Here is a 24,455-nt window from a genome sequence, read left to right on the forward strand (position 1 = left end):
CAGGCGCTTGGTCAGGTCACCTTCGCCGCTGGCGATGTTGCGCAGCATGGCGGCCACACCGAGGATCGGTCGGGTCACGCCGCGGGCGGTGAGCCAGACCAGCAGCAGGCCGACGATGGCGGCGATCAGGCCGAAGATCGTCTGCCACAGCGCGCCGCTGGAGTTGCGCTCATCCAGCTGCTTCTGCAGTTCCAATGCGGGCGCCAGCAGCACCTCCTGCGGTACGTCGAGCACCACGGCCCATGGCTTGGTGGCGTCCGGGATCGGCAGCAGCGGCTCGACCACGCGCAGCTGGCCATCCTTCTCCAGCACCTGCGGGCGACCGCTGGCCTGCAGCGACAGCAGTTCGGCGGCCTGGCCGGGAATGGCCTTCTCCAGCGGCTGGCCGAGCAGCGCTTCGTCGCTGCTGTAGCCGGCGAGCAGGCCCGCCGGGCTGACGATGCTGACGCTGCCGGCACCGTCATAGAGCTCGCGGTCGCCATCAACGGCCAGTTGCTGCAAGCGGCTGAGGCTGATGTCGATGCCGATCACGGCGATGACCTTGCCCTGGTCCATCAGCGGGAAGGTCACAGTGGTCATCAGCACCTTGGTGCCCGAGGCGCTGTCGAAATACGGGTTGAGCACGCAGGCCTTGCGGGTCTGCAGCGGGCACAGCTGCCAGGTGTTGAACGGGCTTCCGTCGAGCATGGCCGAGGTGTCGGCGATCATGTCCTCGGTCACTGCCAGGCCGGTCATTTCACCGGAAGCTTTCTGCGCCCAGTAGGCACCGAAGCGGCCCTTTTCGTTGCTGCCGGCATCGGGCTGGTCATGGAAGGCGGCGTCCTGGCCATCCAGCGCATCGGGCTCGAAGACCACGTAGAGGCTGAGCAGGTTGGGGTTGCTCTTCAGGCCGTCACGCACCAGCTGATTCAGGTCCTTGCGCACGCTGGCGGCATCCGCGCCATGCCTGGTCGACTGCTCGCGCAGCTGGCTGACCTGGCGGGAGAACTGGTTGCCGAAGTGGTACACGTCGGTGAAGAAGCGCTGGATGATCTCCGCCTGCTGCTCGCTGCGTGCCTGCATCCGCGACTTGGCGGCGTCCTTGAGCATGTCCGCGTTGGCCGCCTTGATCAGCTCGGCGTCATGGTTCATCCGGAACAGCGAGAGACCGACCAGCAGGCAGACGATGCAGAGCAGGCAGAGGCCGGTCAGCAGCGTGATCTTCCACTGGATCGAGAGGCGGGACAGGGGCATGGAGTGGCGTCCTTGGGAGAGAGCGGTTCTGTGTTGTTCTATCGGCCTTTAAGGCGGCTACTTGAGCCAGGCCCTTAAATTTCAGGGCTCCTGGCGGATCAGCGCGCGGTATTGCCCCGGCGTCGACCCGGTCCATTTGCGGAAGGCCTTGTAGAAGGCGCTGGTGTCGGCGAAACCCAGTTCCTCGGCGAGGTCGGCGAAGTTGCCATCGCCGCTGTCCAGCCGGGCAATGGCGAGGTCGCGGCGCAGTTGATCCTTGAGCGCCTGGTAGGACTGCCCTTCGGCCGCCAGCTTGCGGCGCAAAGTCGAGGGCGCCATGTAGAAGTGGCTGGCGAGTGCGTCGAGGTCCGGCCAGCGCTCGAACTTCAGGCTGCGCAGGTAGGCCTTGGTACGCGCGGCGAGGCTCTGCGGGTCGCGGTAGCGCACCAGGATGTTGGCCGGCGCGCCACCCAGGAAACGCCGCAGCTCGCGCTCGTCGCGGCGCACCGGCAGCTCCAGCGCTTCGGCATTGAACAGCAGGCGCGACTGGCGGCGGGCGAAACGCAGGTTGTCGCTGAACATCACCCGGTAGTCCTCGATGAAATCCGGCTGCGGGCAGCGCAGTTCGATGGCGAGGATCGGGATGCGCCGCCCCACCAGCCAGCAGGCCAGGCCGTGCAGCATCAGCCACAGGGTGAAGTAGCAGAAGGCTCGTGGTGCGGGGCCTTCAGGCTCGTCGAGGGTGATCGAGGCGACGCCGTCCTGGCGCACCAGGCGCGGCGCGAAGTCGTCGAACACCAGCCCCATGAAGCGCAGCGCGGCTTTCAGCGCCGCCTCCAGGGTCGGCTCGCGGACCGCCGCGGCAGCCATGAAGTTGAAGCTGCCGGACTTCATGCGCCGGGCATTCATGCCGAAGAACTCGTCGTCCATCTCCTTCGCCAGGCGCAGCCAGAGCCGCGCGTAAGCCTGGCTGGAAACCCGCGCGTAAGGCTTGCCGAACAGCTCCGGGGCGATGCCGGCGGCGGCCAATAGAGGCCCGTCGTCGCGGCCGGCGCGACGAAACTCGGCCAGCGCTTCGCTGACCAGGCGGATGGAGATGGTGCCCTTCTCTACGCCCATGGCGCGCCGATGTCAGGGACGCACGCCTGGGCGCAGGAAGGTGTCGAACGTTCAGCCACGCTTGGCGCGCACCTCGTCGATGCTGATTTCGCGCATGCGGAACTTCTGGATCTTGCCGGTCACCGTCATCGGGAACTCGTCACAGAAGCGGAAGTGGCGCGGCACCTTGAAGTGGGCGATGGCGTTCTTGCAGAAGGCGCGCAGCTCGTCCTCGGCGACGCTATGGCCGGGGTGGAACTTGACCCAGGCCACCAGCTCCTCGCCGTACTTCTCGTCGGGGATGCCGATCACCTGCGCGTCGGCCACGGCGTGGTGGGTATAGAGGAACTCTTCGATCTCGCGCGGATAGATGTTCTCGCCGCCGCGAATGATCATGTCCTTGCTGCGCCCGACAATGCGCACGTTGCCCGCCTCGTCCATCTCGGCGAGGTCACCGGTGAGCATCCAGCGCGCCGGGCTGATGGCCTCGGAAGTCGCCTGCGGGTTGTTCCAGTAGCCGAGCATCACGCTGTAGCCACGGGTGCAGAGTTCGCCGATGGTGCCGCGCGGGACGATGCGGCCGTCGGCGTCGATGATCTTGCTTTCCAGGTGCGGCTGGGTGCGACCGACGGTGGTGACGCGGGTTTCCAGGTCGTCTTCCGGGCCGGTCTGCAGGGACACCGGGCTGGTCTCGGTCATGCCGTAGGCGATCTGTACCTCGGCCATGTGCATTTCGTCGATCACGCGACGCATGACTTCAATCGGGCAGGTGGCGCCGGCCATGATGCCGGTGCGCAGGCTGGAGAGGTCGAAGTCGTGGCGGGTCGGGTGATCCAGTTCGGCAATGAACATGGTCGGCACGCCGTACAGCGCGGTGGCCTTCTCTTCTGCCACCGCCGCCAGGGTTGCCTCGGGCTCGAAGCTGGGCGCGGGGTAGATCATGGTGGAGCCGTGGGTCAGGCAGCCGAGGTTGCCCATCACCATGCCGAAGCAGTGGTACAGCGGCACCGGGATCACCAGGCGATCGTGCTCGGTGAGGCCGAGGCTGTCGCCGACCATCAGGCCGTTGTTGAGGATGTTGTAGTGGCTGAGCGTGGCGCCCTTGGGGAAACCGGTGGTGCCAGAGGTGTACTGGATGTTGATTGGCTCGTCGAACTGCAGCAGCGCCTGGCGCTCGGCCAGCTCGGCGGCGGACGTGCCACGGCCCAGCGGCTCCAGCTGGCTCCAGCGCAGGAAGCCGGACGGCGCCGTATCGGACAGGCTGATCACCCCGCGCAGCTCCGGCAGGCGGTCGCTGGACAGCTCGCCCGGTCGCCCCTGCCCCAGCTCGGGCAGCAGGTCGGCAAGCATGCCGTGGTAATCGGAGGTCTTGAACGCATCGGCGCACACCAGCCAGCGGCAGCCGGACTGCTTGAGCGCGTATTCGAGTTCGCTCACCCGGTAGGCCGGGTTGATGTTGACCAGCACCGCGCCGACCTTGGCGCTGGCGAACTGGGTGACACACCATTGCGCGCAGTTGGGCGCCCAGATACCCAGTCGGTCGCCGGGACGCAGGCCGAGGGCAAGGAAAGCGCGGGCGATGCCATTGACCACCTCGGCCAGCTCGGCCCAGGTGTAGCGCAGGTTCTGGTGACGCACGACCAGAGCCTCGCGTGCCGCGAAACGCTCTACCGTGGCGTCGAAGGCCGCGCCAACGGTCATGGCCAGCAGGGGTTTGTCCTGGGGGCCGCGGGTGTAACTCAGGTGGTTCATGGCTTTCCCTTGTTGTGCTTGTTCTGGGATCAACGCTGAACGATCGGCTCTGGCAGCGGTGCCAAAGCACCGAGAGCCAACCTACCCCGCCGGACTGACTGACCGGTCGCGGGCGACGGAGAATGTTTACGTTAACGTAAAGGTAAACGCAACCCCGACCATCGGCAGAACGATGTTGGCGGGCGCCTCCGCATCATTCAGGATAGCTACTCACAAAGCGTGCCATTCGGCCTGAAAGCCAGAGGTGGCGAGGCTTTGAGAAGAGTTTCGGACGTTGGCCTGCCAACCGCTGCGGTTGCATTTCGCAACAGCTCGGCCTGGTAGATAAGCTACGGCCGCCAGTACCAGTCGTGGCCTTGCCTGGACGATGTCGGCACGTCTCAGGCTGTCGCAAACTGAGACGCCCTGCGCCAGGTGCGCTAGCGCAGGCCTTGCAGTAGAATTCGACGAAAATGCCTACATGGATGTAGACAAATTCCCACTCAACGCTTGCGAATCACATCCATGACTACTCGTCGTTCGATACTGAGCCTGCTGTTTGCCTGCGCCGCTGTTGTCTGTACATCGAACTCCTTTGCTGCCACCCCCAAGGCGGCCTCCCCCAAAGAACTCGTCCTCGCCTCCGGCAGTGCGCTGGTGGTCGACCTGGAGAACGGCAAGACCCTCTACTCCAGCAATCCGAACCTGGTGGTGCCCATCGCCTCGGTGACCAAGCTGATGACCGCGATGGTCACCCTGGACGCCAAGCTGCCGATGAACGAGCTGATCCCCGTGGACATCTCCGAGACTGCCGAGATGAAGGGCGTGTTCTCCCGCGTCCACCTGGGCAGCATGATCAGCCGCCAGAACATGTTGCTGCTGGCGCTGATGTCCTCGGAAAACCGCGCCGCCGCCAGCCTCGCCCACAACTACCCGGGCGGTTCCAGGGCCTTCGTCGCGGCCATGAACGCCAAGGCGAAATCCCTCGGCATGACCAGCACTCATTATGTCGAGCCCACCGGCCTGTCGATCCACAACGTTTCCGACGCCAATGACCTGATCCGCCTGGCCAAGGCTGCCTACACCTACCCGCAGATCCGCCAGTTGAGCACCACGGCGACCAGCGATGCGCGCTTCAGCAAGCCCAGCTATTCGCTGAGCTTCTTCAACACCAACCCGCTGGTGCGCAACGGCAAGTGGGACATCCGCCTGACCAAGACCGGCTTCACCAACGACGCCGGCCACTGCCTGGTGATGGTTACCATGATGAACGGCCGCCCGGTCGCCCTGGCCCTGCTCGATGCCTTCGGCAAACGCACCCACGTGGCCGACGCCGGTCGCATCCGCCGCTGGGTCGAAACCGGTGTCGCTTCGCCGGTGCCCGCCGTCGCCCTGCAATACAAGGCTCAGCGCAGCCAGGCACGCGCGGCCAGCATGACCGCCACCGCCGAGTAATGCCCTCCGCGCTGGCGGAGTCCGCTCCACCAGCGCCCTCTCCTTCCCCCTTTTCCTGTCGTTTCAGCCCTGCTGGATGGCGCTTCCGTCACTTATATGCCGATCATCATTCAATGCTAGTATGATGACCGTAATATTTAATCGAAGTGCTGGAGCCCGCGATGACCGAACTGACACTGACCCGTGAACAGAAGATTGCCGCCTGGGAAGCGGCGGCCGCGCAAATGCGCCAGCGCCTGGCCGAGCCCGGCGTGATTGCCCTGCAGGAACTGCGCGGCAAGACGCCCCAGGAATTCTTCGACGGCATCGGCGCAGGCGAATTGCCCGCCCCGCCGATCAACGCGCTGATCGGCTTCGTCCCGCTGGAATGGAGCCAGGGCCGCTTCATCTTCCAGGGCACCCCGGACATGCGCCACTACAACCCGCTGGGCACCGTGCACGGCGGCTACGCGGCCACGCTGCTGGACTCGGCCATGGGCTGCGCGGTGCACACCATGCTCGAACCGGGCCTGGGCTACACCACCACCGACCTGCGCATCAGCTACATCCGCGCACTGACCCGCGACACCGGACCGATCCGCGCCGAGGGCACGATCGTGCATGTCGGCCGCTCCACCGCCCTGGCCGAAGGCCGTCTCTACGACGTGGACGGCAAGCTCTACGCCACCGGTTCCACTACCTGCCTGATCCTCGGGCGCTGACAGCTGTTCAGGAGACCGACCATGACTTCCGTAGTGATCGCGGGTTATGCCCGCTCCCCGTTCCACTTCGCCAAAAAGGGCGCGCTGATCGACGTACGCCCGGACGACCTGGCCGCGCAGACCGTCAAGGCACTGGTACAGCGCAGCGGCCTGGATGCCAGCCTGATCGAGGACCTGATCATGGGCTGCTCCTACCCCGAGGCCGAACAGGGCATGAACATCGCGCGCATCACCAGCTTCCTCGCCGGACTGCCGGAAACGGTGGCGGGCGCCACGGTGAACCGTTTCTGTGGCTCCTCGATGACCTCCATTCATTTTGCCGCCGGGCAGATCCAACTCGGCGCCGGCGATGCGTTCATCTGCGCCGGCGTGGAATCCATGACCCGCGTACCCATGGGTGGCTTCAACCTGTCGCCCAACCCACGACTGCTGGCCGAATTCCCGCAGGCCTACATGCCCATGGGGCAGACAGCGGAAATCGTCGCCGAGCGCTTCGGCATTTCCCGCGTCGACCAGGAAGCCATGGCGGTGGACTCCCACGCCAAGGCAGCCCGTGCCCGTGAACAAGGGCTGCTGGCGGCGGAAATCGTGCCTATCGACACGCCAAACGGCGTGGTCAACGAGGATGGCTGCATCCGCCCCGGCACCAACCTGGAGGCGCTGGCGCAGCTCAAACCAGCATTCGGCGGCAGCGTCACCGCGGGTACCGCCTCACCCCTCACCGATGGCGCAGCGGCCGTGCTGGTGTGCAGCGAAGACTTTGCCCGTGCCCATGGGCTGGACATCCTGGCGCGGGTGAAAGCCGTCGCCGTGGTTGGCTGCCCGCCGGAAATCATGGGCATGGGCCCGCTCTATGCCACCCGCAAGCTGCTCGACCGTGCGGGTCTGCGCATGGCCGACATCGACCTGGTGGAGATCAACGAAGCCTTCTCCAGCCAGGCACTGGCCTGCCTGCGCGGGCTTGAGCTGGATATCGACCGCGTCAACCTCCACGGCGGCGCCCTGGCCATCGGTCACCCGCTGGGAGCAACCGGCGCGCGCATCACCGGCAAGGCGGCGGCGCTGCTGAAGGAAACCGGCGGGCGCTATGCCATTGCCACCCAGTGCATTGGTGGCGGGCAAGGTGTGGCAACGTTGCTGGAAGCTGTTCGCTGACGGTTACCGAGCGCTTTTGACGTTTGTGGGAGCGAGGGGGACGCCTAGTCCTCGCTCCTGCAACTCCATCCACACCTCTGCCCTGAATCACCTCCCCTCGCCCACCCTGCGTTAGAATGTCACCCAGCATTCCATGCACCGCAGGAGACACCCGGTCATGCGTTACTCCGAAGACCACAAGGCCCAGACCCGCGAACGCATCATCAACGAGGCGGCGCAGCGCTTCCGCAGCGAAGGCGTCGACGCCACCGGCCTGCAGACGCTGATGAAGGCGCTGGGCCTGACCCACGGCGGCTTTTACGCGCACTTCAAGTCCAAGGACGAGCTGGTGGAAATCGCCCTGCAGCAGGCCGCCGAGCAACTGCGCCCGGTGGTCGACCAGCAGTTCGCCAAGGACGACCCACTGCCCGGCTTCATCGACCAGTACCTCTCCACCGGCCATCGCAACACGCCGGGCAAGGGCTGCCCGTTGCCGACCATCTCTGCCGAACTGGGCGCCCGAGGGCATGCCAGCGCCACCACGGACGCCATCGTCCAGGCGCGCATCAAAGCCATCGAGCAGGCGCTGCCAACCGAGCATGCCGAGGACGAAAGCGTCGCCCTGCTCGCCACGCTGATTGGCGCGCTGGTGCTGTCGCGCAGCGTGGCGGATACCGAGCTGGCCGAGCGCATCCTGGACAGCACCCGCCGGCACCTGAAGCGGGAGATTGGCGCGGCGGAGTGAATCTCCCACAGCAGGTGCGAATGGCGCTTTTGTAGGGTACATAACGCGCCAGAGTTATCCGCCGTTAAAGGGCCGGCGGATAACCTGTTCCAGGTTATTCGCCCTACGCCCCTGCGCCCCACCCTTCCTACGTGTGACAGCTTTGCGCCGGGGAATCAGGCACCTGTAGGAGCGAGCTATCCCGCGCGCATAAAAAAGCCCCGGCGCAAGGCCGGGGCAAGCTTTTCGCCACTCAGTTACTCGGTTAGCCCACTGCAACTCCGTAGCGCTGCGCTGGCACGCTGCGCGAGAGGTTCGGCGTCAATTTCAGGCGCGCAGCGGTGAAGGCGTCGAACTCGCCGGCATCCGGCAGCGCCGGCAGGGTTACTACTTCGCCCTGGGCCAGGCCGGCCAGCGCGGCGTCGACCATGTGGTTCACGTCCATCAGCATTTCCGCCGGCAGTGCGGAGATATCGGTGCCGGCGCGGTCCCAGATTTCAGTGCGGGTGGCGCCCGGCAGCACGGCCTGGATGCGCAGGCCCTGCGGCGCCAGTTCCTGCTGCATGGATTGGCTCAGGTTGAGCACGAAGGCCTTGGTGGCGCTGTAGCTGCCGTTGAACAGCTCCGGCGCCAGGGCCAGCACCGAGGCCACGTTGATGATGGTGCCGCGCCCGCGCCCGGCGAAGGCCTTGGCGGCAGCGCCGGCCAGACGCGCGGTGGCGGTGACGTTCAGCTCGATCATGCTTTCCAGGCGGTCCAGGTCAGTCTCCAGCAGGGTGCCGTTGATCGCCACGCCGGCATTGTTCAGCAGCAGGCTGATGCTGCTGTCTTCGGCCAGGCGCGCTTCGACGCGGGCACGATCCTCGCGACGGGTGAGGTCGGCCTTGAGCACATCCACGGAAACGCCGTACTCCTCGCCCAGCCGTGCGGCCAGGGCTTCCAGGCGTTGCTGGTCGCGGGCCACCAGCAGCAGGTCGTAGCCCTGGGCGGCGAAGCGCTGGGCGTAGGTGGCGCCGATGCCGGAGGAAGCACCGGTGATCAGTGCGCGGCCCAGTTCGGATTTGGCATTCATGGTTCTGTCTCCAGTGAGGCGGTTGCCCCGCATGCAAGGTGGGTAGGGCCGATTGGCCGTCTGGAATGTCCGACCTGATTCAGATTATGGCCGTCATCTGAATGCGAATATTATGCTCATAATATTAACTGTCAAGGTCCATTCCCTGAGGGTGACGAGTGGTAACCGGCGTGTCGGCAGACCGCACCGCACGGGCCATGAAGGCCGTTGGGCGGTTTAGATTGCCCATTCTAGAGCGCTCGCGAGAACCTCTCGGGCGTCTCCACACAAGAACAAGCCGGGAGCCACACCTGCACCTTTCTGCCTGTCTCAACACCGGCGTTGCCGGAGGAGGACACATGCGATTGCGCTGCTTTTTCCTGGGCTGTGTTTGGGATGAAGGGAATCTGACCGAGGTCGGCCATGTGCCGATGCTGTGCCAGCGCTGTGCGCGCTGCGGGGCGCAGCGGTACCTGAGGCCCGCTCCGGAAATCTGAGCCGGGATTGCGGGCCGGAAACGAAACTGCCCGGAGCACGCAAGTGCTCCGGGCAGTCCGGTACAGCGAAGGTGAATCAGTTGGCCACGAAGGCCTGGCTGGTGGTGATCGCCATGTCGCCGCCGGGCAGCTTCAGATCGCCAATGCGCTCCAGGCTGTCGGCATCGTAGATCGCCACGTCGTTCAGGGTGCCGGTCAGGTACAGCTTGTTGCCGGCCTTGTTGGTCGACAGGCAGTAGTAGGAGTGGTCCAGGTTCGCCGCCTTGACCAGCTTCTGCTCCTTGATGTCGTACTTGGCCAGGCGGTTCAGCACGCCGTAGATGACGTTGCGGTCCTTGGCCGAGCGAATACCGCTGAAGTACACCTCGGTGACCGGGCCGAAATCGACCGTCTCGGTCTTGCCGGTGGCCAGGTCGATGTTGAAGAAGCCGTAGAGGAAATCGGCCGTGGCCATGTCCTGCTTGGCATCCTTGAACTTCGCCGTGGTGTAGAGCAGCGAGAAGTCACGCGGGTAGGTCTGCTGGTTCCACACGTAGAGCACATCTGGCGGCGCGTAGTTGGGGCGCTTCCAGTTGCGACTGGGGATGATCACGTCGAACTTGCCGGTCTTCACGTCCACCTTGTAGATGTCCGGGCCCGCCACGTAGAGGGTGCCGTCGTCGCCGCTCTGCATGATGGTCAGCTGGCGCGGCGCCGGGAAGGTGCGCACCGGCTTGGCGCCCATGCCGTCGGCCACCGAGTAGACCTGCAGGCGCGGCTGCTGCACCTCGTAGTGTTCGGAGAGGATCAGCGTCGGGTTGGCGATGGCGTAGATCTCCTTGCCGTCGTGGCTGACGGTCATGGAGAACATCGCCCGCGCGTTCTCGCCCGGCTTCTGCGCGATGGTGGCGTGGAACACCGGTTTGCAGTCATCAAGCTGGATGCCGTAGATGTCCGCGTAGTGGTTGCTGAGGATGTAGGCGACCTTGCGATCCGGCGACAGCTGGGTCATGCCTGGGCCATAGGCGCCGGGGATCGTGCAGGTCTTGTAGAGCTTGTCGGTCTGCATGTCGATGACGTGCAGGTTGTTCGGGTAGTTGGTGCTGATCAGGTACTCGTGGCCACTTTCCAGCGCTTTGCCGGTGTCGGCGCCGGCATCGGCGGCGACGGCTTGCAGCGCGCAGGCCAGCGAGAGGCCGCCGAGCGCGGCGGCGAATGCTTTTCTGGACATGCAGGTTTTCCTCTTGTTCTTCTGGTCCATGCTCTTTGGGCCGATATTCGTCAGTCCGGTCATTTGTCGTCCGGGAATACGGTGCCGAGGTTGCGCCAGTTCTCGGCCGAGGCCTGGGCATCCTTGTTCCAGTCGGGGTAGGTGCTCATCATGTCCGGCACCTGGGCCGGCCACCAGCAGGGGTCGGAGCAGCCGTAGAGGTCCGCTTCCATCGGCTGGCAGAGCGAGGACACGCCGCCGAACACGTCGACTTCCCAGCCCGGGTCGGTGGTGGCCGCGCAGCCGGCCACGGAGTTCATTGCCACCACGTCCTCGATGCGATCCTCGGCGGCGGCCTGTTCGAGCTTCTGTGCTTTGGTGTTGATCGCTTTCAGATGTTTCATGTCAGTGCGCCTTCCGCGGAGTGATGTGGCGGTCGATGAAGCTGGGGTTGGAAGCCATGATCCGGCTGTAGACCTCGATGCCGAAATCGACCCAGTCCCTCATCAGTTCGCAGTAGTGGTAGGTGGGGTGCGCCGGGTCGCCGTAGCGCGCATAGCTCTCGTGGTAGCAGCCGCCGGAGCAGAGGTTGCGGATGTGGCAGCTGGCGCAGCCGGTGTCGGTACGGTCCAGGCGCTGCGAGAGGAACTCGTTCAGCTCGGCCTGCTTCACCCCTTCATGCACGTTGCCGAAGGTCGGCAGCGAGGAGCCGGTGAAGCGGTGGCACAGGTTCAGCTCGCCCTTGTGGTCCACCGCCAGCATCTTCAGCCCGGCGCCGCACGGCAGGGCCTTCTTCTGCCCTTCGTGGATGTCAGTGATCAGCTGGTGCAGGTTGGAAAAGCCAATGTTGCGCCCTTGCAGCGCCTCATCCAGGTAGCGCCGGCCGAGGGCCTTCATGCCGGCGAAGACCGCTTTCAGCTCGTCCCCAGTGAGGTTGTAGCTGCTGATGTCGCCCGAGGTGACCGGGGCGAAGCCGACTTCGGCAAAACCCATCTCGTTGAACAAGTGGTTCCAGATGGTCTCGACATCGGTGACGCCAGTGGTCAGCGTCACCCGCGCGCCGACCGGCCGCGCGGTGTAGCGCGACAGCAGCATGTCGGCCTTGCGCCGCACCACGTCATAGGTGCCCTGCCCGCCCACGGTGATGCGGTTGCGGTCGTGCACCGTCTTCGGCCCGTCGATGCTGATGGACAGCCCGAAGCGATGGGCGTTGAGCCAGTCGACGATTTCCTCGGTGAGCAGCGTGGCATTGGTGGTCATGACGAAGTCCACCGTCTTGCCCAGCTCGCCGAAACGGCGCTCGCAATACGCGACCATGTGCTCGATCAGCGGGCGGTTGGACAGCGGTTCGCCGCCGAAGAACACCACGGTGTAGCGCTGCTCGTCGGGGGACTCCTGGATCAGCATTTCCACCGAGGCCTCGGCGGTTTCCGCACCCATCTTCTTGCCGGCGGAGGGCTTGTCCAGGTCTTCCTTGTAGCAGTAGGTGCAGCTCAGGTTGCAGCCGGTATTGACGTTCAGCACCACGGTGTTGAGCGCGGTGCGGTCAACCTTCTTGATGCCGATTTCAGGGGTCAGCGGCGAGCCGTCGCTGACCAGTTCCAGCGCGATCAGCTCGCGCAGGGTCTCGTCGATTTCCTCGGCGCCGAAGCGCCCGCTAAGACGTTGGGTCAGCTCGTCCGGCGAGCAGGCATGCCCGCGCAGCGCGTCGATGATCCCGCCGGTTAGCGCGTCGCTGGCGAACAGCGAGGAGCTGGGGATATGGAACAACAGGCGGTCGGCGTCGACCTGCACTTCGTGCAGGTTGCGTTCGACCAGATTCAAGATGGCGCCCATGGCGACCTCCCGGAACTCTTGGAATGTGCCCGCCCGAAGGCGGGACTCACGCGTTCAGTTCATCCGAGCCCGAGGTTTACGGGATCGGCGGGTTGTTCCAACGCTGCACGGTGACGATCATGTGCCCTTCGCCCTTGTGCGACTGGCCGGCGTCGTCCACTGCGGCAATCACCTTCAGGTTGCCGGCGTTGTTGGTCATCATCTTGCGCGCCGGGTTCGGGCCGGCGTCGCCCGGCGTGAAGATGCCGTTGTCGGCGTCCATCACCCCGGCGAACTTCACGTCCTGGTCTTCCTTGGCGCGGTCGTCGAACGGCTCCACCGACCACTGCGCGGGGAACACGCCGATGCGGAACGGTTTGCCGTCGGCACCCTTGCCCCAGGCCTCGGCGTCGAAGCTGCCCTGGACCTTGGGCGTCGAGCCGCCATTGCCGCCGATGCGGGAGATGGAGAACTCCGGCACCACCTTCACTTCGGCGATGTCCTTGTACACCGCGAGGCTGCCGCCCTTGGCGCTGCCCACGGCAACATCGCGCTCGCCGACGGCAGCGGAGTCGGCAGCCTTGACCTTGACGATCACGCGTTCGGGAGTCTCGGAAACCACCGACACCACCTCGACGCCCGGGCCGAACGACGGCTTGCCTTTCAGGCCGCTGCCGATGACGCTGACTTCAGTCTCGGCGCCCGCCTTCAGGTAGGCCGGCTGCACGCCCAGCACGCGGCTGGTGCCGTTCTGCGCGGCGACGAAGTCCAGGCCGCGCTCGTCGTGGGCCTTGTCGAACATGCGGCCCTGCATCTGGCCGTTCAGGGCAGCGAACACCTGGCGCATGGTGACGTCACCGACCTTCACCGCGCCGCGCCATTCGTAACCGTTGTACAGGACCGCGCTGCCATCACCGTTGAACGGCGTGCCGTCGGCGTACTGGCCTTTCACACTGACCTTGAACGCGTCGTCGCCGTCCTTGCTCACCTTCATGCTGCCAGCGACGTCGCCCTTGCCCGGCATGTGCCCGGCGAAGCTCCACTCGCCGGCCAGCGCCTCGGCCTTCGGCCGGTTCTTCTGCCAGTCGCTCCAGGCCTTGTCTTCCAGCGGGAAGCGCTTGGCCAGTTCCGGGACCATCTCCTTCTTCGCCAGGTCGAACCAGTCGCGGTCGCGAGCCAGTGCCTGGTACTCCAGCGATGGCCAGCGACCGAGGTGGAAGTTCACCAGCTTCTCCCACTCCGCCGCCGGGCGGCGCTGCAGGGCGATGCGCGCGGCCGAGTGGCAACGGGCACACATCTGTTCGAAGTTGGTATCGAAGGTCTCGACGGTGTTCAGCCGGCGTTCCAGGGCGTAGCGCACGCCATCGGTCTCGCTCGGCGCCAGGCCCTGCTTGTCGGCGAGAAACTTGACCACCGCGCGACGCTCCTCGTCGGTGATCTTCAGGCCGTACATCACCTGCATGCGGCCGATGCTCATCAGCCAGCCTTCAGGGGTCTTGCGCTGGTGGCTGATGCGGCTGAGGGAGTTGTTGCCTTCGGGCGTGTGGCACGCCTGGCACTTGGCGTTGATGATCGCCTGGCCCTCGGGTGCGGCCTGGGCCGTCTGGTGCAGCGCAAGGGCCAGTGCGGCCAGGGTTCCGGCACCCAGATAGTGCCGAAGTCGTGTCATCTTCAAGGTCAGGCCTCCTCGGTATTCTTGTTGGTTATTGGCGCCCACCGATGGGCTAAGAACCTGCTTACGATCTGCTGCGCGTCGGCATAACTGCGTTGAAATCGATCTCGGGATGCTCATTTACGGCGAGCAACTTCCGCTCCCTTAACCGATTTCGCCTTGTTCTGCTCTAGCTCGCAAGATCGCAAGCAGGTTCCAAGAGCGAGCTCTTGAAAGCGGTTTTGCAGGTTGTGTGCCACTCCTTTGCAAACCCCGCCGAATCAGGCTTCCGGCGGCACTTGCCGGCACACCCGGCAGGTGGCAGCGGGGTTGCGACGTCACATTTCGCGATTGCTGTCTAACTCTGAGACAGGGCCTGTGAGACACCCTGCGAAGCAGTATGGTCCTGCCTGCGCAAAGTGCCGCCCGCCGGCAGCATCAGGGCGCCGAACAGCATGGTGAGCAGGCCGATCCAGACCAGCGAGAGGAACGGGAAGCGACGGACCACCACGACGCTCTCGATGTCGTCGCCGGGTTGCTTGAGCAGCCTTGCGGAAGCCGGCACCCAGATCTGCAGGTCGCCACTCCAGCCACGGACGATGAAGGGATGCAGCACGTAGCCGCGGTCCGAGGCGAAGCGCGCGTAGTGGTAGTCGAGGATTTCGCAGAGCTGGCGAACCGGGCCCTGGTAGGCCGGCGGGTTGCCGCGGCTGTCCTGGAACAGCGCGTGGCCAGCCAATGTGCGCTCGCCGTCGCGCAGCTCGACCTTGGCCACCGCGTGGTAACCGGAGAAATCCGGGCGGCTGGAATCCGGCGAGACGCGCATCTGCATGCCGCCGATCACCGCGTGCCACTGCTCGAAGGACGTGCCCGGCGGGATGCTGATCTGCTGGTAGCTGTTCAGCGCGGTGGCGGCCAGCCCGCCCACCAGCGCAATCACCGCGCCGCCGTGCACCAGCGCCAGCCCGCCGCTGTAGCGCAGATTGCCCAGGCGCCGACTGCGCCACAGGCTCTGCACGCCCCACAGCAGGCAACTGCCCATCAGAAAGGCGCCCCCCAGCAGCGCAGCGTCCAGCCAAGGCAGCACCTGCACGATATTCTGCGAAAGCATGCCGTCGCCGTTGTAGCCGCCGCTCAGCCAACCGCCGCGCCAGCCGGTCCAGAGCATCAGGGCGGCCATCAGGGCGGTTGCCAGCAGCGCCAGCCGAGGTCGCCCGCAACGGCGCAGGAAGCTGTAGCCGCCCATCAGGCCGAGGGCCGCCAGCAGCGGCACCACCCAGTGGGCCAGGCCGTAGCCGTTGACGTCCCACTGGTCGAAGGCACGGCGCAGGCTGTCCATCTCGGCGGTAGTGGCCCAGGCAGTGAGAGTCTCGAAGAAGGGTTTCAGCTCGCTCGGCCGCTCCATTCCCAGCCATTCGTAGAGGTGCGCCTGGAGCAGCGCGCCGAGGGCCAGCAGGCCGGTCCCAGCGAACAGGTAGATGGCCACGTCCAGCGTCCAGTCCGAGGCTCCGCGCCGCCGCCCTGCCCCCTTGCGCGTCCGCCATCCGGCCAGCAGATGGAAGGTCGCAAGGACCAGCAGGATTGTCGCCAACGCCAGGTGGCTGAGCCAGGACGTGGTGCCGATGTAGCGGTGCGAGCTGGCCAGCACCGTGCTGCGGGTCACCGCCATGGCACCGCAGGCCATGGCCGCCGCCAGCAGGCTGAGCGCCGGCAACAGCCGTGCGTAGGAGCCGTCCGCGCGCCAGCGGCGGGCACCGTGAAGCACCGCGCCGAGCAGCGCCCAGATGATGAAGGCCGAGGTCTGCACCGGGTCCCAGTGCCACAGCTGGCCGTAGGTGAAATCCTCCATGGCCCAGGCCATGCCGACGCCGATACCGGCACTGAGGATCAGCCAGGCACGACGGCTGTAGCGCGGCATCACCCAGGCGTAGGCGTGCCCGCCTCGCCCCAGCGCTTCGAGCGCGGCGCCAGCGGGCGCCAGCACCCAGGCGTAGGCGCAGAGAATCAGCGGCGCATGCAACGACATCCAGAACGTCTGCAGGTGCGCGTTCATGCCCTGGCTCGGCTGCGCCGCCAACCAGTCAGCCGGCGTCGCACTGAACGGTCCGAGCCAGGCGGCGGTGGCGGCATACCAGGCAGCGATCAGCGCCATGCCGCGCCCCGCCCAACCGGGCAGCGCGGCGCTTTTCAGGGCGATCGCCATGCAGAAGGTCGCCAGCAGCAACACCGTGCCTTCGTCGCCACCCCAGAGGTTGGAAAACTTCAGGTAGGCCGGCAGCGCCGCGCTGCTGTAGAGCCACGCATAACGCAGCTGGAAGTGATCGGCCACCAGGTGCAACGCCAGCGCCAGGCAGGCGCCACAGAGCGCACCGACGGCAATCGGCCAAGCCAGCCCTCGCCATTCATGGCGGATGGCGCCCAGGGCAATCAGACCCGCCAGCGCCCAGAGCAAAGCGTTGCCCACGCCGGGCAGCAACCACAGCAAAAGGCAGGTCAACGCGGCGGCCAGCGGCCCCGCCATCCACGGCAACGACAGATGCATCCTCTTCAAGCCAGGCCTCCTTGTGCAGCGCCGACGCGGCGCTTGGCGAAACCCAGCGCTCTTCACGTTGCGTGCCAGGGGGAAAAACCCTTGTGAAACAGCAGGCTGCGTTCACGCAGTGGGCAATGCGGCATGGCAGATCGCGACAGCTGTAGCAGCCTGAGACAGCTCCACCCGTTATAGACGATGGTCTAACGGCAGAAAGCCATCATCGAATACCGTCCCCGAAAAAGGCGCCAGCCAGACACGTCACCTCCCACCGCTTGTCCAGAACAGGTGCCAATCCGCGCCAGCCGGGGCTTTGCCGGTGATGGCCAGTGGATATCCGCGGCAGGCCGATTATGCTTCTCATTGACCTTGCGACGTGCCGCAGGGCTGCCTGTATTCAAGCTTCGCGCATTCCGTACGACCTGACATCAGCCCTGGGCTCGAGTGCGGTAACGGTATTGAGGGACTCCGGCCCAACACAACAACAAGACGGAGACGAACATGGCACAGACATACAGCCCGTCCGCGGGCAACGCGCCTTCCACCGGAGTGACGAAGGAGGAGCGCAAGGTCATCTTTGCCTCCTCCCTGGGCACCGTTTTCGAGTGGTACGACTTCTACCTCTACGGCTCCCTGGCGGCGATCATCGCCAAGCACTTCTTCGCCGGGGTCAACGAAACCACCGCCTTCATCTTCGCCCTGCTGGCCTTTGCCGCCGGCTTCGCGGTGCGGCCCTTCGGCGCCATCGTGTTCGGCCGCCTGGGCGACATGATCGGGCGCAAGCACACCTTCCTCATCACCATCGTCATCATGGGCGTGTCCACCGCCGTGGTCGGCCTGCTACCGGCCTACTCCACCATCGGCGTCGCTGCGCCGATCATCCTCATCACCCTGCGCCTGCTGCAGGGCCTGGCGCTGGGCGGCGAGTACGGCGGCGCGGCGACCTACGTCGCCGAGCACGCGCCCAAGGGCAAGCGGGGCTTCTTCACCTCGTGGATCCAGACCACCGCGACCCTCGGCCTGTTCCTCTCGCTGCTGGTGATCATGGCCTGCCGCACCGTGCTCGGCACCGAGGCGTTCGAAGCCTGGGGCTGGCGGATTCCGTTCCTGCTGTCGATCCTGCTGCTGATCATCTCGGTGTACATCCGCCTGCAACTCGCCGAGTCGCCGGTGTTCATGAAGATGAAGGAAGAAGGCAAGGCCTCCAAGGCGCCGCTGACCGAGTCCTTCGCTCGCTGGGAGAACCTCAAGGTGGTGATCATGTCGCTGCTCGGCGGCACCGCCGGGCAGGCCGTGGTCTGGTACACCGGGCAGTTCTACGCGCTGTTCTTCCTGCTGCAGACACTGAAGATCGACCCGCAGACCGCCAACCTGCTGATCGCCGGCTCGCTGCTGCTGGGCACGCCGTTCTTCGTGTTCTTCGGCAGCCTGTCCGATCGCATCGGCCGCAAGAAGATCATCATGACCGGCTGCATCCTCGCGGCGCTGACCTACTTCCCGATCTTCCACGGGCTGACCCAGTTCGGTAACCCGGACGTGTTCGCCGCCCAGGAGAAGAACCCGGTGACGGTGGTCGCCGACCCGAATGCCTGCGCCTTCCAGTTCGACCCGGTGGGCAAGGCCAAATTCGTCAGCTCCTGCGACATGGCCAAGAGCCTGCTGGCGAAGCGGGCGATTCCCTACGAGAACATCAAGGCTGAAAGCGGTGCGGTGGCCCAGGTGCACATCGGCGACAAGATCATCGCCAGCTTCGAAGGCGCCGGCATGCCCGCGGCGGACTTCAAGGTGCAGTCCGAAGTCTTCACCGCGCAACTGGCCGCCTCGCTGAAGGAAGCCGGCTACCCGGAGAAGGCCGACCCGGCGAAGATCAACCACCTGATGATGCTGGTGCTGCTGACCGTCCTGGTGATCTACGTGACCATGGTCTACGGCCCCATCGCCGCGTGGCTGGTGGAGCTGTTCCCGACGCGCATCCGCTACACCTCCATGTCGCTGCCCTACCACATCGGCAACGGCTGGTTCGGCGGCTTCCTGCCCACCGTCGCCTTCGCCATGGTGGCGGCCACCGGGGACATCTACTACGGGCTCTGGTACCCCATTGTCATTGCGGTGATGACGGCGATCCTCGGCATCTTCTTCCTGCCGGAAACCAAGGACCGGGATATCACGAACTGATGGGTCGGGCTACGCTGCAGCGCCCCTCTCCCTGAAGGAGAGGGGACTGGTTCGGCGCGAGTTGACTCTACACCTTCAGCCGGCAACACCATCACAGGAGCACGCCAGCGCGCACTCCCACTCGGACACTCCCTCTCCCTTCAGGGAGAGGGTTGGGGAGAGGGAGCGTCCAGCACCGAGATTCCATCCGCAAACCAGCCGGCACCGTCTCAGTTGCTGTCGCAATGTGCGACAGCAACCCTTCTTAACCGTCGCTAAAAAATCAATTAACTCGTTTAATTTCAATAAGTTAAATTGAAATAACAGCCTTGGCACAGCCGTTGCGATGTCCCGCCTCAACGTTCCTGGAACAGACAACAAGAGGCCACCGCAATGCTCGCTTCCCTGCCCATCAAGCCCGAATCCCGCGCCTTCCTGCAGCGCGCCCCGAAGATGCTCATCGGTGCCGACTGGACCTCCGCCAGCGACGGCGCCCTGATGGACCTGCGCAACCCGGCCACCGGCGAAGTGCTCTGCCAGGTGCCAGCCGGCACTCCCGATGACGTCGACCGCGCCGTGCGTGCCGCGCGCCAGGCCTTCGACGATTCCGCCTGGACCCGCACCCGCCCTCGCGAGCGGCAGAACCTGCTGTGGAAGCTCGCCGACCTGATGGAGCGCGACGCCGACCTGCTGGCCGAACTCGAGTGCCTGAACAACGGCAAGAGCGCCGCCGTCGCCCGCGTGATGGACGTGCAACTGGCCATCGACTTCCTGCGCTACATGGCCGGCTACGCCACCAAGATCGAAGGCAGCACCGTCGACGTATCCATGCCGCTGATGCCCGACGGCGATTTCCACGGTTACATCCGCCGCGAAGCCGTCGGCGTGGTCGGCGCCATCGTCGCCTGGAACTTCCCGCTGCTGCTGGCCTGCTGGAAGCTCGGCCCGGCGCTGGCCACCGGCTGTTCGGTGGTGCTCAAGCCTGCCGACGAGACGCCGCTGTCCGCGCTGAAACTTGCCGAACTCGTCCTCGAAGCGGGCTACCCGGCCGGCGTGTTCAACGTCGTCACCGGCACCGGCATCACCGCGGGCGCCGCCCTCTCCCACCACCCGCTGGTGGACAAGCTGACCTTTACCGGCTCCACGCCGGTGGGCAAGCAGATCGGCAAGGCGGCCATGGACAACATGACCCGCGTGACCCTGGAGCTGGGCGGCAAGTCGCCGACCATCGTCATGGCCGACGCCGACCTGGCCACCGCTGCGGCCGGCGCCGCCCAGGCGATCTTCTTCAACCAGGGCCAGGTCTGCTGCGCCGGCTCGCGCCTGTATGTGCAACGCAAGCACTTCGACAACGTGGTGGCCGACATCGCCGGCATCGCCAATGGCATGAAGCTGGGCAACGGGCTCGACCCGAGCATCGACATGGGCCCGCTGATCTCTGCCAAGCAGCAGAAGCGCGTTTTCGACTACATCGAACTGGGTCGCGACAAGGGCGCCACCATCGCCTGCGGCGGCGAGCAGTTCGGCCCCGGCTACTTCGTCAAGCCGACGGTGATCGTCGACGTCGACCAGAAGAACCCGCTGGTGCAGGAAGAGATCTTCGGCCCAGTGCTGGTCGCCATGCCCTTCGACGACATCGAAGACGCCCTGCGCCTGGCCAACGACAGCCCCTACGGCCTCGGCGCGAGCGTCTGGTCCAACGACCTGGCGGCGGTGCACCGCATGGTGCCGCGCATCAAGTCCGGCTCGGTGTGGGTCAACTGCCACAGCGCGCTGGACCCGGCGCTGCCCTTCGGTGGCTACAAGATGTCCGGCCTCGGCCGCGAAATGGGCGCCGCCGCCATCGAGCACTACACCGAGCTGAAGTCGGTGCTGATCCGCCTGTAAGCGACACGAGCCCGGCCGCGAATAACAGGCGTACTGGCGCGACTGTCTTCTCTCGGGAATTCCGCATCGCGCCGGAGGACACTGCGGACGGCGTCCGCTCCTAAGCAAGCGAAACCGTCTACCTCGTCCGCGCACCCCCTGCGCGGGCCTTGCATCCCTCGGTCGTACCCGCGACCGAGGGATTTTTTTGCGCCGATGATCGTCCTCAGTCCCAGCTAAGTTTCCCGCCGTAGCCTTCTCCTCACGCCGACACACGGCAGCCAAGGAGATGCACACGCCCATGAACCAGCCAACAACCGCCGCCTGGCTCAACAAAGTCCCTGAGGTCACCCTGGCCTTCTGGGTGATCAAGATCATGTCCACCACGGTGGGCGAAACCTTCGCCGACTTTCTCGCTGTCGATGCCGGGCTGGGCCAGGCCGCCACCAGCATCGGCATGGCCCTGCTGCTGGCGGCCGCGCTGTTCGGCCAGTTCCGCACACGAGCCTATACGCCCTGGATCTACTGGCTCAGCGTGGTGCTGGTGAGCATCGTCGGCACCCAGATCACCGACCTGCTCACCGATGTCCTCGGGGTCAGCCTCTACCTCAGCACGACGGTGTTCGCGGTGCTGCTGGCGATCAACTTCGCCGCCTGGTACGCGCTGGAGCGCAACCTCTCCATCCAGCAGATCGTCACCCCGCGCCGCGAGCTGTTCTACTGGACGACCGTGCTGTGCACCTTCGCCCTCGGCACCGCGGCCGGCGACCTGGCCACCGAAGCCCTGGGTCTTGGCTTCACGGTGGGCGTGCTGGTCTTCGCCGGGCTGATCGCTGCCACCGCCATCGCCTGGAAGCTGGGCGGCAACACCGTACTGTGCTTCTGGATCGTCTACATCCTCACCCGCCCCTTCGGCGCCTCGCTGGGTGACCTGCTGACCCAGGCCAAGACCTACGGTGGCCTGGGCATGGGCGCCACCTGGACCAGCGCGCTGTTCCTCAGCGTCATCCTGATCCTGGTCGCGGTCGCCCAGTTCAGCAGCAACAGCCAGAAAAGCATCACTCAATAACCCACCCTTCGATCATCCGGGAGCTACCATGCCTCGTCTCCATTCGCTTGTCCGCAAAACTGCCGTCGCCTGTGCCATTGCCCTGATCGGCCTGGCCACGGCCTGCTCAAAATCCACCGACGCCCCGGCGTCCGCTGCCAGCAGCCAGCTCGGTGCCGGCCAGAACACCGTCTCGAAACTGGGCGATCTGTCCGAGTTCCAGAGCATTGCCCAGGATGTCACCGGCCTGGTCAACCAGGGCGACCTGGCGCTTGCCAAGCTGCGTATCAAGGACCTGGAACTGGCGTGGGACGGCGCCGAAGCCGGCCTCAAGCCGCGGGCTGCCGCCGACTGGCACGTCCTCGACGATGCCATCGACCAGTCGCTCTCGGCCTTGCGCGCCAGCAGCCCGCAACAGGCCAACTGCAAGGCAGCGATGGATGGGCTGCTGAAAACCTTCAACAGATTGCAAGGCAAAGCCTGAGCAAAGCGCGCAAAAGCCATCGCGAAAAGCGCACACAGGTGCTTCAATCCCACCGCGGCCTCCTCCTCCGGGAGGCCGCGCCCGTGTACTGCGGAGAAGAACATGCGGGTACTGCTGGTCGAAGACGACACCATGATCGGCGATGCCATCCAGGCCGCGCTCAACGAAGCGGGCTATGCCACCGACTGGGTGCAGGATGGCCTGAGCGCCCTCAGCGCGCTCGCCAGCCAGCACTATGACCAGGTACTGCTCGACCTCGGCCTGCCGGGCAAGGATGGGCTCGATGTGCTGGCCAGCCTGCGTGCCCACGACAATCCGGTGCCCTTGCTGATCATTACCGCCCGCGACAGTCTCGATGACCGCCTGCGCGGGCTGGACGGCGGCGCCGACGACTATCTGCTCAAGCCCTTCGAACTGGCCGAACTGCTGGCCCGCATGCGTGCCGTGATGCGCCGCAAGGGAGGTAGTGCCAGCCCCCTGCTGAGCAATGGCGTGGTCTCGCTGGACCCGATCCACAAGCATGCCAGCACCGCCGAGCATGCCGAGGTGGCACTCTCCAACCGCGAGTTCAGCCTCCTGCAGGCGCTGCTGATCCGCCCCGGCGCCATCCTCTCGCGCAGCGAGCTGGAAGATCGCCTGTACGGCTGGGGCAACGAGGTGGAAAGCAATGCCGTCGAATTCCTGATCCACTCGCTGCGACGCAAGCTGGGCAGCCATGTCATCAAGAACGTCAGGGGAATGGGATGGATGGTTTCAAAAGGCGCCTGAACGAGTCGGTACAGCTACGCCTGTCCATCGCCTTGTCGCTGGCCATCCTGGCGGTGGCAATCGTCGCCGGCGTCTTCGCCTTCGCCTCGGCCTTCGATGAAGCGCTGGAAATCCAGGATAACAGCCTGCGCCACGTTGCCGCGCTGTTCGAGCGCCAGCACATGACGCTGCGCTACCCCGAGGAGGTCATTTCCACCAAGGGCGATGACGAGGAATCGCGCATCGTCGTCCAGTACCTGGCCGACGGCAGCAAGGCCCGTGGTGACTCCGACACCACCTTGCCGCTGCCGCTGTCGACCCACCTTGCCGATGGCCTGTCGACCCAGTCCCTGTACGGCGAGTCCTTCCGCGTGCTGGTGAAAACCACCGCCGCCGGCGAACGCATCGCCGTGGCGCAGGAAACCGGCAGCCGTGACAAGGACGCCCGCGAGAGCGCCTGGCGCAGCCTGCTTCCCCTGCTGGTACTGTTCCCGATCCTGCTGCTGGTGGTCGCCGACCTGGTGCGCAAGCTATTTCGCCCCATCGCCCGGCTGGCGGCGGAAATCGACCAGCGCGACGAGCAACAGTTGCACCCGGTGAACGAGTCGGCGCTGCCCACCGAGGTCCGGCCGTTCGTACATGCCATCAATCGCTTGCTGGGCCGCGTGGGGAACAGCCTGGAAACTCAGCGCCGCTTCGTCGCCGATGCCGCCCACGAGTTGCGCTCTCCCTTGACCGCGCTCTCGCTGCAGGCAGAACGCCTCGGCGCCGCGGACATGTCCGATGTCGCCCGCGAGCGGCTGGCGCAACTGCGCAGGGGGCTCGAGCGAAGCAAGAACCTCGTCGACCAGTTGCTGAGCCTCGCCCGCGCCCAGGCTCCCGCGACACAACCGGCCTCAGCGACTTCCGTGCACCAGGTGTATCGCAGCGTACTCGAGGACCTGCTGCCACTGGCCAGGGCCAAGGATCTGGATATTGGCCTGGAATCCGGCGAGGACGCCCACCTGCCCGTCAGCGAGATGGATCTCTCGACGATGCTGAAGAACCTGGTCGACAACGCCATTCGCTACACACCGCAAGGCGGCCGCATCGACCTGGCCGTCCTGCGCGGACCGCAGGCCGTCCTGCTGCGGGTCAGCGACACAGGGCCAGGTATCGCCGAAGCCGAACGGCAACGAGTCTTCGACCCCTTCTATCGCACGCTGGGCAACACCGAAATAGGTTCAGGCCTGGGCCTGTCCATCGTCAGGGCCATTGCCGAACGCCTGGGAGCCGTGGTGGAACTGGGCTATACGGACGCCAAGGCGAAAACCGGTCTTAGCGTCACTCTGAGCTTTGCCCTCGCAGCCGACTGATAGCCCGAGCGCG

20 protein-coding genes are annotated in these 24,455 nt (G+C 65.5%); 11 read left to right on the top strand and 9 right to left on the bottom strand.

Annotated features, from left to right (window positions below):
• From A6723_RS26470 to A6723_RS26480, 3 genes are all read right to left on the bottom strand, one after another.
• Nucleotides 1-1,233, bottom strand: a 1,233-nt coding sequence (locus A6723_RS26470) for a cache domain-containing protein (protein WP_218188785.1), incomplete at its 3' end; no start/stop codon positions are given.
• 81 nt (nucleotides 1,234-1,314) lie between these two features.
• On the bottom strand, nucleotides 1,315-2,331 hold the full coding sequence (locus A6723_RS26475) for an AraC family transcriptional regulator (RefSeq protein WP_054907899.1): 1,017 nt from the start codon (nucleotides 2,329-2,331) through the stop codon (nucleotides 1,315-1,317).
• A 51-nt stretch (nucleotides 2,332-2,382) separates the two neighbouring features.
• Nucleotides 2,383-4,062, bottom strand: a complete 1,680-nt coding sequence (locus A6723_RS26480; RefSeq protein ID WP_054907898.1) for an AMP-binding protein — start codon at nucleotides 4,060-4,062, stop codon at nucleotides 2,383-2,385.
• 504 nt (nucleotides 4,063-4,566) lie between these two features.
• On the opposite strand from A6723_RS26480, the gene pbpG reads away from it, so the two are divergent.
• From pbpG to A6723_RS26500, 4 genes are all read left to right on the top strand, one after another.
• Nucleotides 4,567-5,496 (top strand): D-alanyl-D-alanine endopeptidase, encoded by a 930-nt coding sequence (gene pbpG / locus A6723_RS26485; protein WP_024765567.1) that lies wholly within the window; start codon nucleotides 4,567-4,569, stop codon nucleotides 5,494-5,496.
• 224 nt (nucleotides 5,497-5,720) lie between these two features.
• On the top strand, nucleotides 5,721-6,197 hold the full coding sequence (locus A6723_RS26490; RefSeq protein WP_082450599.1) for a PaaI family thioesterase: 477 nt from the start codon (nucleotides 5,721-5,723) through the stop codon (nucleotides 6,195-6,197).
• Nucleotides 6,198-6,218: 21 nt separating this feature from the next.
• Nucleotides 6,219-7,352, top strand: a complete 1,134-nt coding sequence (locus A6723_RS26495) for a thiolase family protein (RefSeq protein ID WP_054907896.1) — start codon at nucleotides 6,219-6,221, stop codon at nucleotides 7,350-7,352.
• Nucleotides 7,353-7,509: 157 nt separating this feature from the next.
• Nucleotides 7,510-8,076: a TetR/AcrR family transcriptional regulator gene (locus tag A6723_RS26500; RefSeq protein ID WP_054907895.1), complete on the top strand. Its 567-nt coding sequence runs from the start codon at nucleotides 7,510-7,512 to the stop codon at nucleotides 8,074-8,076.
• 244 nt (nucleotides 8,077-8,320) lie between these two features.
• On the opposite strand, the gene A6723_RS26505 is transcribed toward A6723_RS26500, so the two are convergent.
• A complete protein-coding gene (locus A6723_RS26505) occupies nucleotides 8,321-9,127 on the bottom strand; it encodes an SDR family oxidoreductase (protein WP_054907894.1) in 807 nt (268 codons plus the stop codon).
• 338 nt (nucleotides 9,128-9,465) lie between these two features.
• Between A6723_RS26505 and A6723_RS32580 the strand changes: the two genes are divergently transcribed.
• The gene (locus A6723_RS32580; protein WP_279830184.1) at nucleotides 9,466-9,603 is read left to right on the top strand and encodes a PSPA7_2676 family Cys-rich small protein; all 138 of its coding nucleotides are present in this window, start codon (nucleotides 9,466-9,468) and stop codon (nucleotides 9,601-9,603) included.
• Nucleotides 9,604-9,679: 76 nt separating this feature from the next.
• On the opposite strand, the gene peaD is transcribed toward A6723_RS32580, so the two are convergent.
• From peaD to ccsA, 5 genes are all read right to left on the bottom strand, one after another.
• A complete protein-coding gene (gene peaD / locus A6723_RS26510) occupies nucleotides 9,680-10,813 on the bottom strand; it encodes a quinohemoprotein amine dehydrogenase subunit beta (RefSeq protein ID WP_082450592.1) in 1,134 nt (377 codons plus the stop codon).
• A 59-nt stretch (nucleotides 10,814-10,872) separates the two neighbouring features.
• Nucleotides 10,873-11,196: a quinohemoprotein amine dehydrogenase subunit gamma gene (gene qhpC, locus A6723_RS26515; RefSeq protein WP_015477047.1), complete on the bottom strand. Its 324-nt coding sequence runs from the start codon at nucleotides 11,194-11,196 to the stop codon at nucleotides 10,873-10,875.
• 1 nt (nucleotide 11,197) lies between these two features.
• On the bottom strand, nucleotides 11,198-12,628 hold the full coding sequence (gene peaB, locus A6723_RS26520) for a quinohemoprotein amine dehydrogenase maturation protein (protein WP_054907892.1): 1,431 nt from the start codon (nucleotides 12,626-12,628) through the stop codon (nucleotides 11,198-11,200).
• 76 nt (nucleotides 12,629-12,704) lie between these two features.
• The gene (gene peaA / locus A6723_RS26525) at nucleotides 12,705-14,276 is read right to left on the bottom strand and encodes a quinohemoprotein amine dehydrogenase subunit alpha (protein ID WP_054907967.1); all 1,572 of its coding nucleotides are present in this window, start codon (nucleotides 14,274-14,276) and stop codon (nucleotides 12,705-12,707) included.
• Nucleotides 14,277-14,616: 340 nt separating this feature from the next.
• Nucleotides 14,617-16,800 (bottom strand): cytochrome c biogenesis protein CcsA, encoded by a 2,184-nt coding sequence (ccsA, locus tag A6723_RS26530; protein ID WP_054907891.1) that lies wholly within the window; start codon nucleotides 16,798-16,800, stop codon nucleotides 14,617-14,619.
• A gap of 489 nt (nucleotides 16,801-17,289) precedes the next feature.
• On the opposite strand from ccsA, the gene A6723_RS26535 reads away from it, so the two are divergent.
• From A6723_RS26535 to A6723_RS26560, 6 genes are all read left to right on the top strand, one after another.
• Nucleotides 17,290-18,963 carry an MFS transporter gene (locus A6723_RS26535; protein ID WP_054907890.1) on the top strand — a complete coding sequence of 558 codons (1,674 nt, stop codon included), beginning with the start codon at nucleotides 17,290-17,292 and terminating at the stop codon, nucleotides 18,961-18,963.
• A 372-nt stretch (nucleotides 18,964-19,335) separates the two neighbouring features.
• Nucleotides 19,336-20,829, top strand: coding sequence for an aldehyde dehydrogenase (locus A6723_RS26540; RefSeq protein WP_054907889.1), 1,494 nt, complete (start codon nucleotides 19,336-19,338; stop codon nucleotides 20,827-20,829).
• Nucleotides 20,830-21,109: 280 nt separating this feature from the next.
• Entirely contained in the window at nucleotides 21,110-21,877 is a 768-nt protein-coding gene (locus A6723_RS26545) for a hypothetical protein (RefSeq protein ID WP_054907888.1), read from the top strand.
• Nucleotides 21,878-21,905: 28 nt separating this feature from the next.
• Entirely contained in the window at nucleotides 21,906-22,340 is a 435-nt protein-coding gene (locus A6723_RS26550; protein ID WP_054907887.1) for a hypothetical protein, read from the top strand.
• A gap of 102 nt (nucleotides 22,341-22,442) precedes the next feature.
• Nucleotides 22,443-23,108 (top strand): response regulator transcription factor, encoded by a 666-nt coding sequence (locus A6723_RS26555; protein ID WP_054907886.1) that lies wholly within the window; start codon nucleotides 22,443-22,445, stop codon nucleotides 23,106-23,108.
• Nucleotides 23,084-24,442: an ATP-binding protein gene (locus A6723_RS26560; protein WP_054907885.1), complete on the top strand. Its 1,359-nt coding sequence runs from the start codon at nucleotides 23,084-23,086 to the stop codon at nucleotides 24,440-24,442. The genes A6723_RS26555 and A6723_RS26560 overlap by 25 nt, the downstream gene beginning before the upstream one ends.
• Nucleotides 24,443-24,455 lie beyond the last annotated feature (13 nt).

Source organism: Pseudomonas sp. AU11447, from assembly GCF_001672555.2.
Taxonomy (GTDB): Bacteria; Pseudomonadota; Gammaproteobacteria; order Pseudomonadales; family Pseudomonadaceae; genus Pseudomonas; species Pseudomonas nitroreducens.

Bases quoted from the DNA above. Each gene is read 5' to 3' on its own strand.
- peaD (WP_082450592.1), bottom strand. From the start codon at position 10,813: ATGTCCAGAAAAGCATTCGCCGCCGCGCTCGGCGGCCTCTCGCTGGCC.
- A6723_RS26560 (WP_054907885.1), top strand. From the start codon at position 23,084: ATGGATGGTTTCAAAAGGCGCCTGAACGAGTCGGTACAGCTACGCCTG.
- A6723_RS26495 (WP_054907896.1), top strand. From the start codon at position 6,219: ATGACTTCCGTAGTGATCGCGGGTTATGCCCGCTCCCCGTTCCACTTC.
- A6723_RS26480 (WP_054907898.1), bottom strand. From the start codon at position 4,062: ATGAACCACCTGAGTTACACCCGCGGCCCCCAGGACAAACCCCTGCTG.
- peaA (WP_054907967.1), bottom strand. From the start codon at position 14,276: ATGACACGACTTCGGCACTATCTGGGTGCCGGAACCCTGGCCGCACTG.
- pbpG (WP_024765567.1), top strand. From the start codon at position 4,567: ATGACTACTCGTCGTTCGATACTGAGCCTGCTGTTTGCCTGCGCCGCT.
- A6723_RS26550 (WP_054907887.1), top strand. From the start codon at position 21,906: ATGCCTCGTCTCCATTCGCTTGTCCGCAAAACTGCCGTCGCCTGTGCC.
- peaB (WP_054907892.1), bottom strand. From the start codon at position 12,628: ATGGGCGCCATCTTGAATCTGGTCGAACGCAACCTGCACGAAGTGCAG.
- qhpC (WP_015477047.1), bottom strand. From the start codon at position 11,196: ATGAAACATCTGAAAGCGATCAACACCAAAGCACAGAAGCTCGAACAG.
- A6723_RS26475 (WP_054907899.1), bottom strand. From the start codon at position 2,331: ATGGGCGTAGAGAAGGGCACCATCTCCATCCGCCTGGTCAGCGAAGCG.
- A6723_RS26490 (WP_082450599.1), top strand. From the start codon at position 5,721: ATGCGCCAGCGCCTGGCCGAGCCCGGCGTGATTGCCCTGCAGGAACTG.
- A6723_RS26545 (WP_054907888.1), top strand. From the start codon at position 21,110: ATGAACCAGCCAACAACCGCCGCCTGGCTCAACAAAGTCCCTGAGGTC.
- ccsA (WP_054907891.1), bottom strand. From the start codon at position 16,800: ATGCATCTGTCGTTGCCGTGGATGGCGGGGCCGCTGGCCGCCGCGTTG.
- A6723_RS26540 (WP_054907889.1), top strand. From the start codon at position 19,336: ATGCTCGCTTCCCTGCCCATCAAGCCCGAATCCCGCGCCTTCCTGCAG.
- A6723_RS26500 (WP_054907895.1), top strand. From the start codon at position 7,510: ATGCGTTACTCCGAAGACCACAAGGCCCAGACCCGCGAACGCATCATC.
- A6723_RS26535 (WP_054907890.1), top strand. From the start codon at position 17,290: ATGGCACAGACATACAGCCCGTCCGCGGGCAACGCGCCTTCCACCGGA.
- A6723_RS26505 (WP_054907894.1), bottom strand. From the start codon at position 9,127: ATGAATGCCAAATCCGAACTGGGCCGCGCACTGATCACCGGTGCTTCC.
- A6723_RS32580 (WP_279830184.1), top strand. From the start codon at position 9,466: ATGCGATTGCGCTGCTTTTTCCTGGGCTGTGTTTGGGATGAAGGGAAT.
- A6723_RS26555 (WP_054907886.1), top strand. From the start codon at position 22,443: ATGCGGGTACTGCTGGTCGAAGACGACACCATGATCGGCGATGCCATC.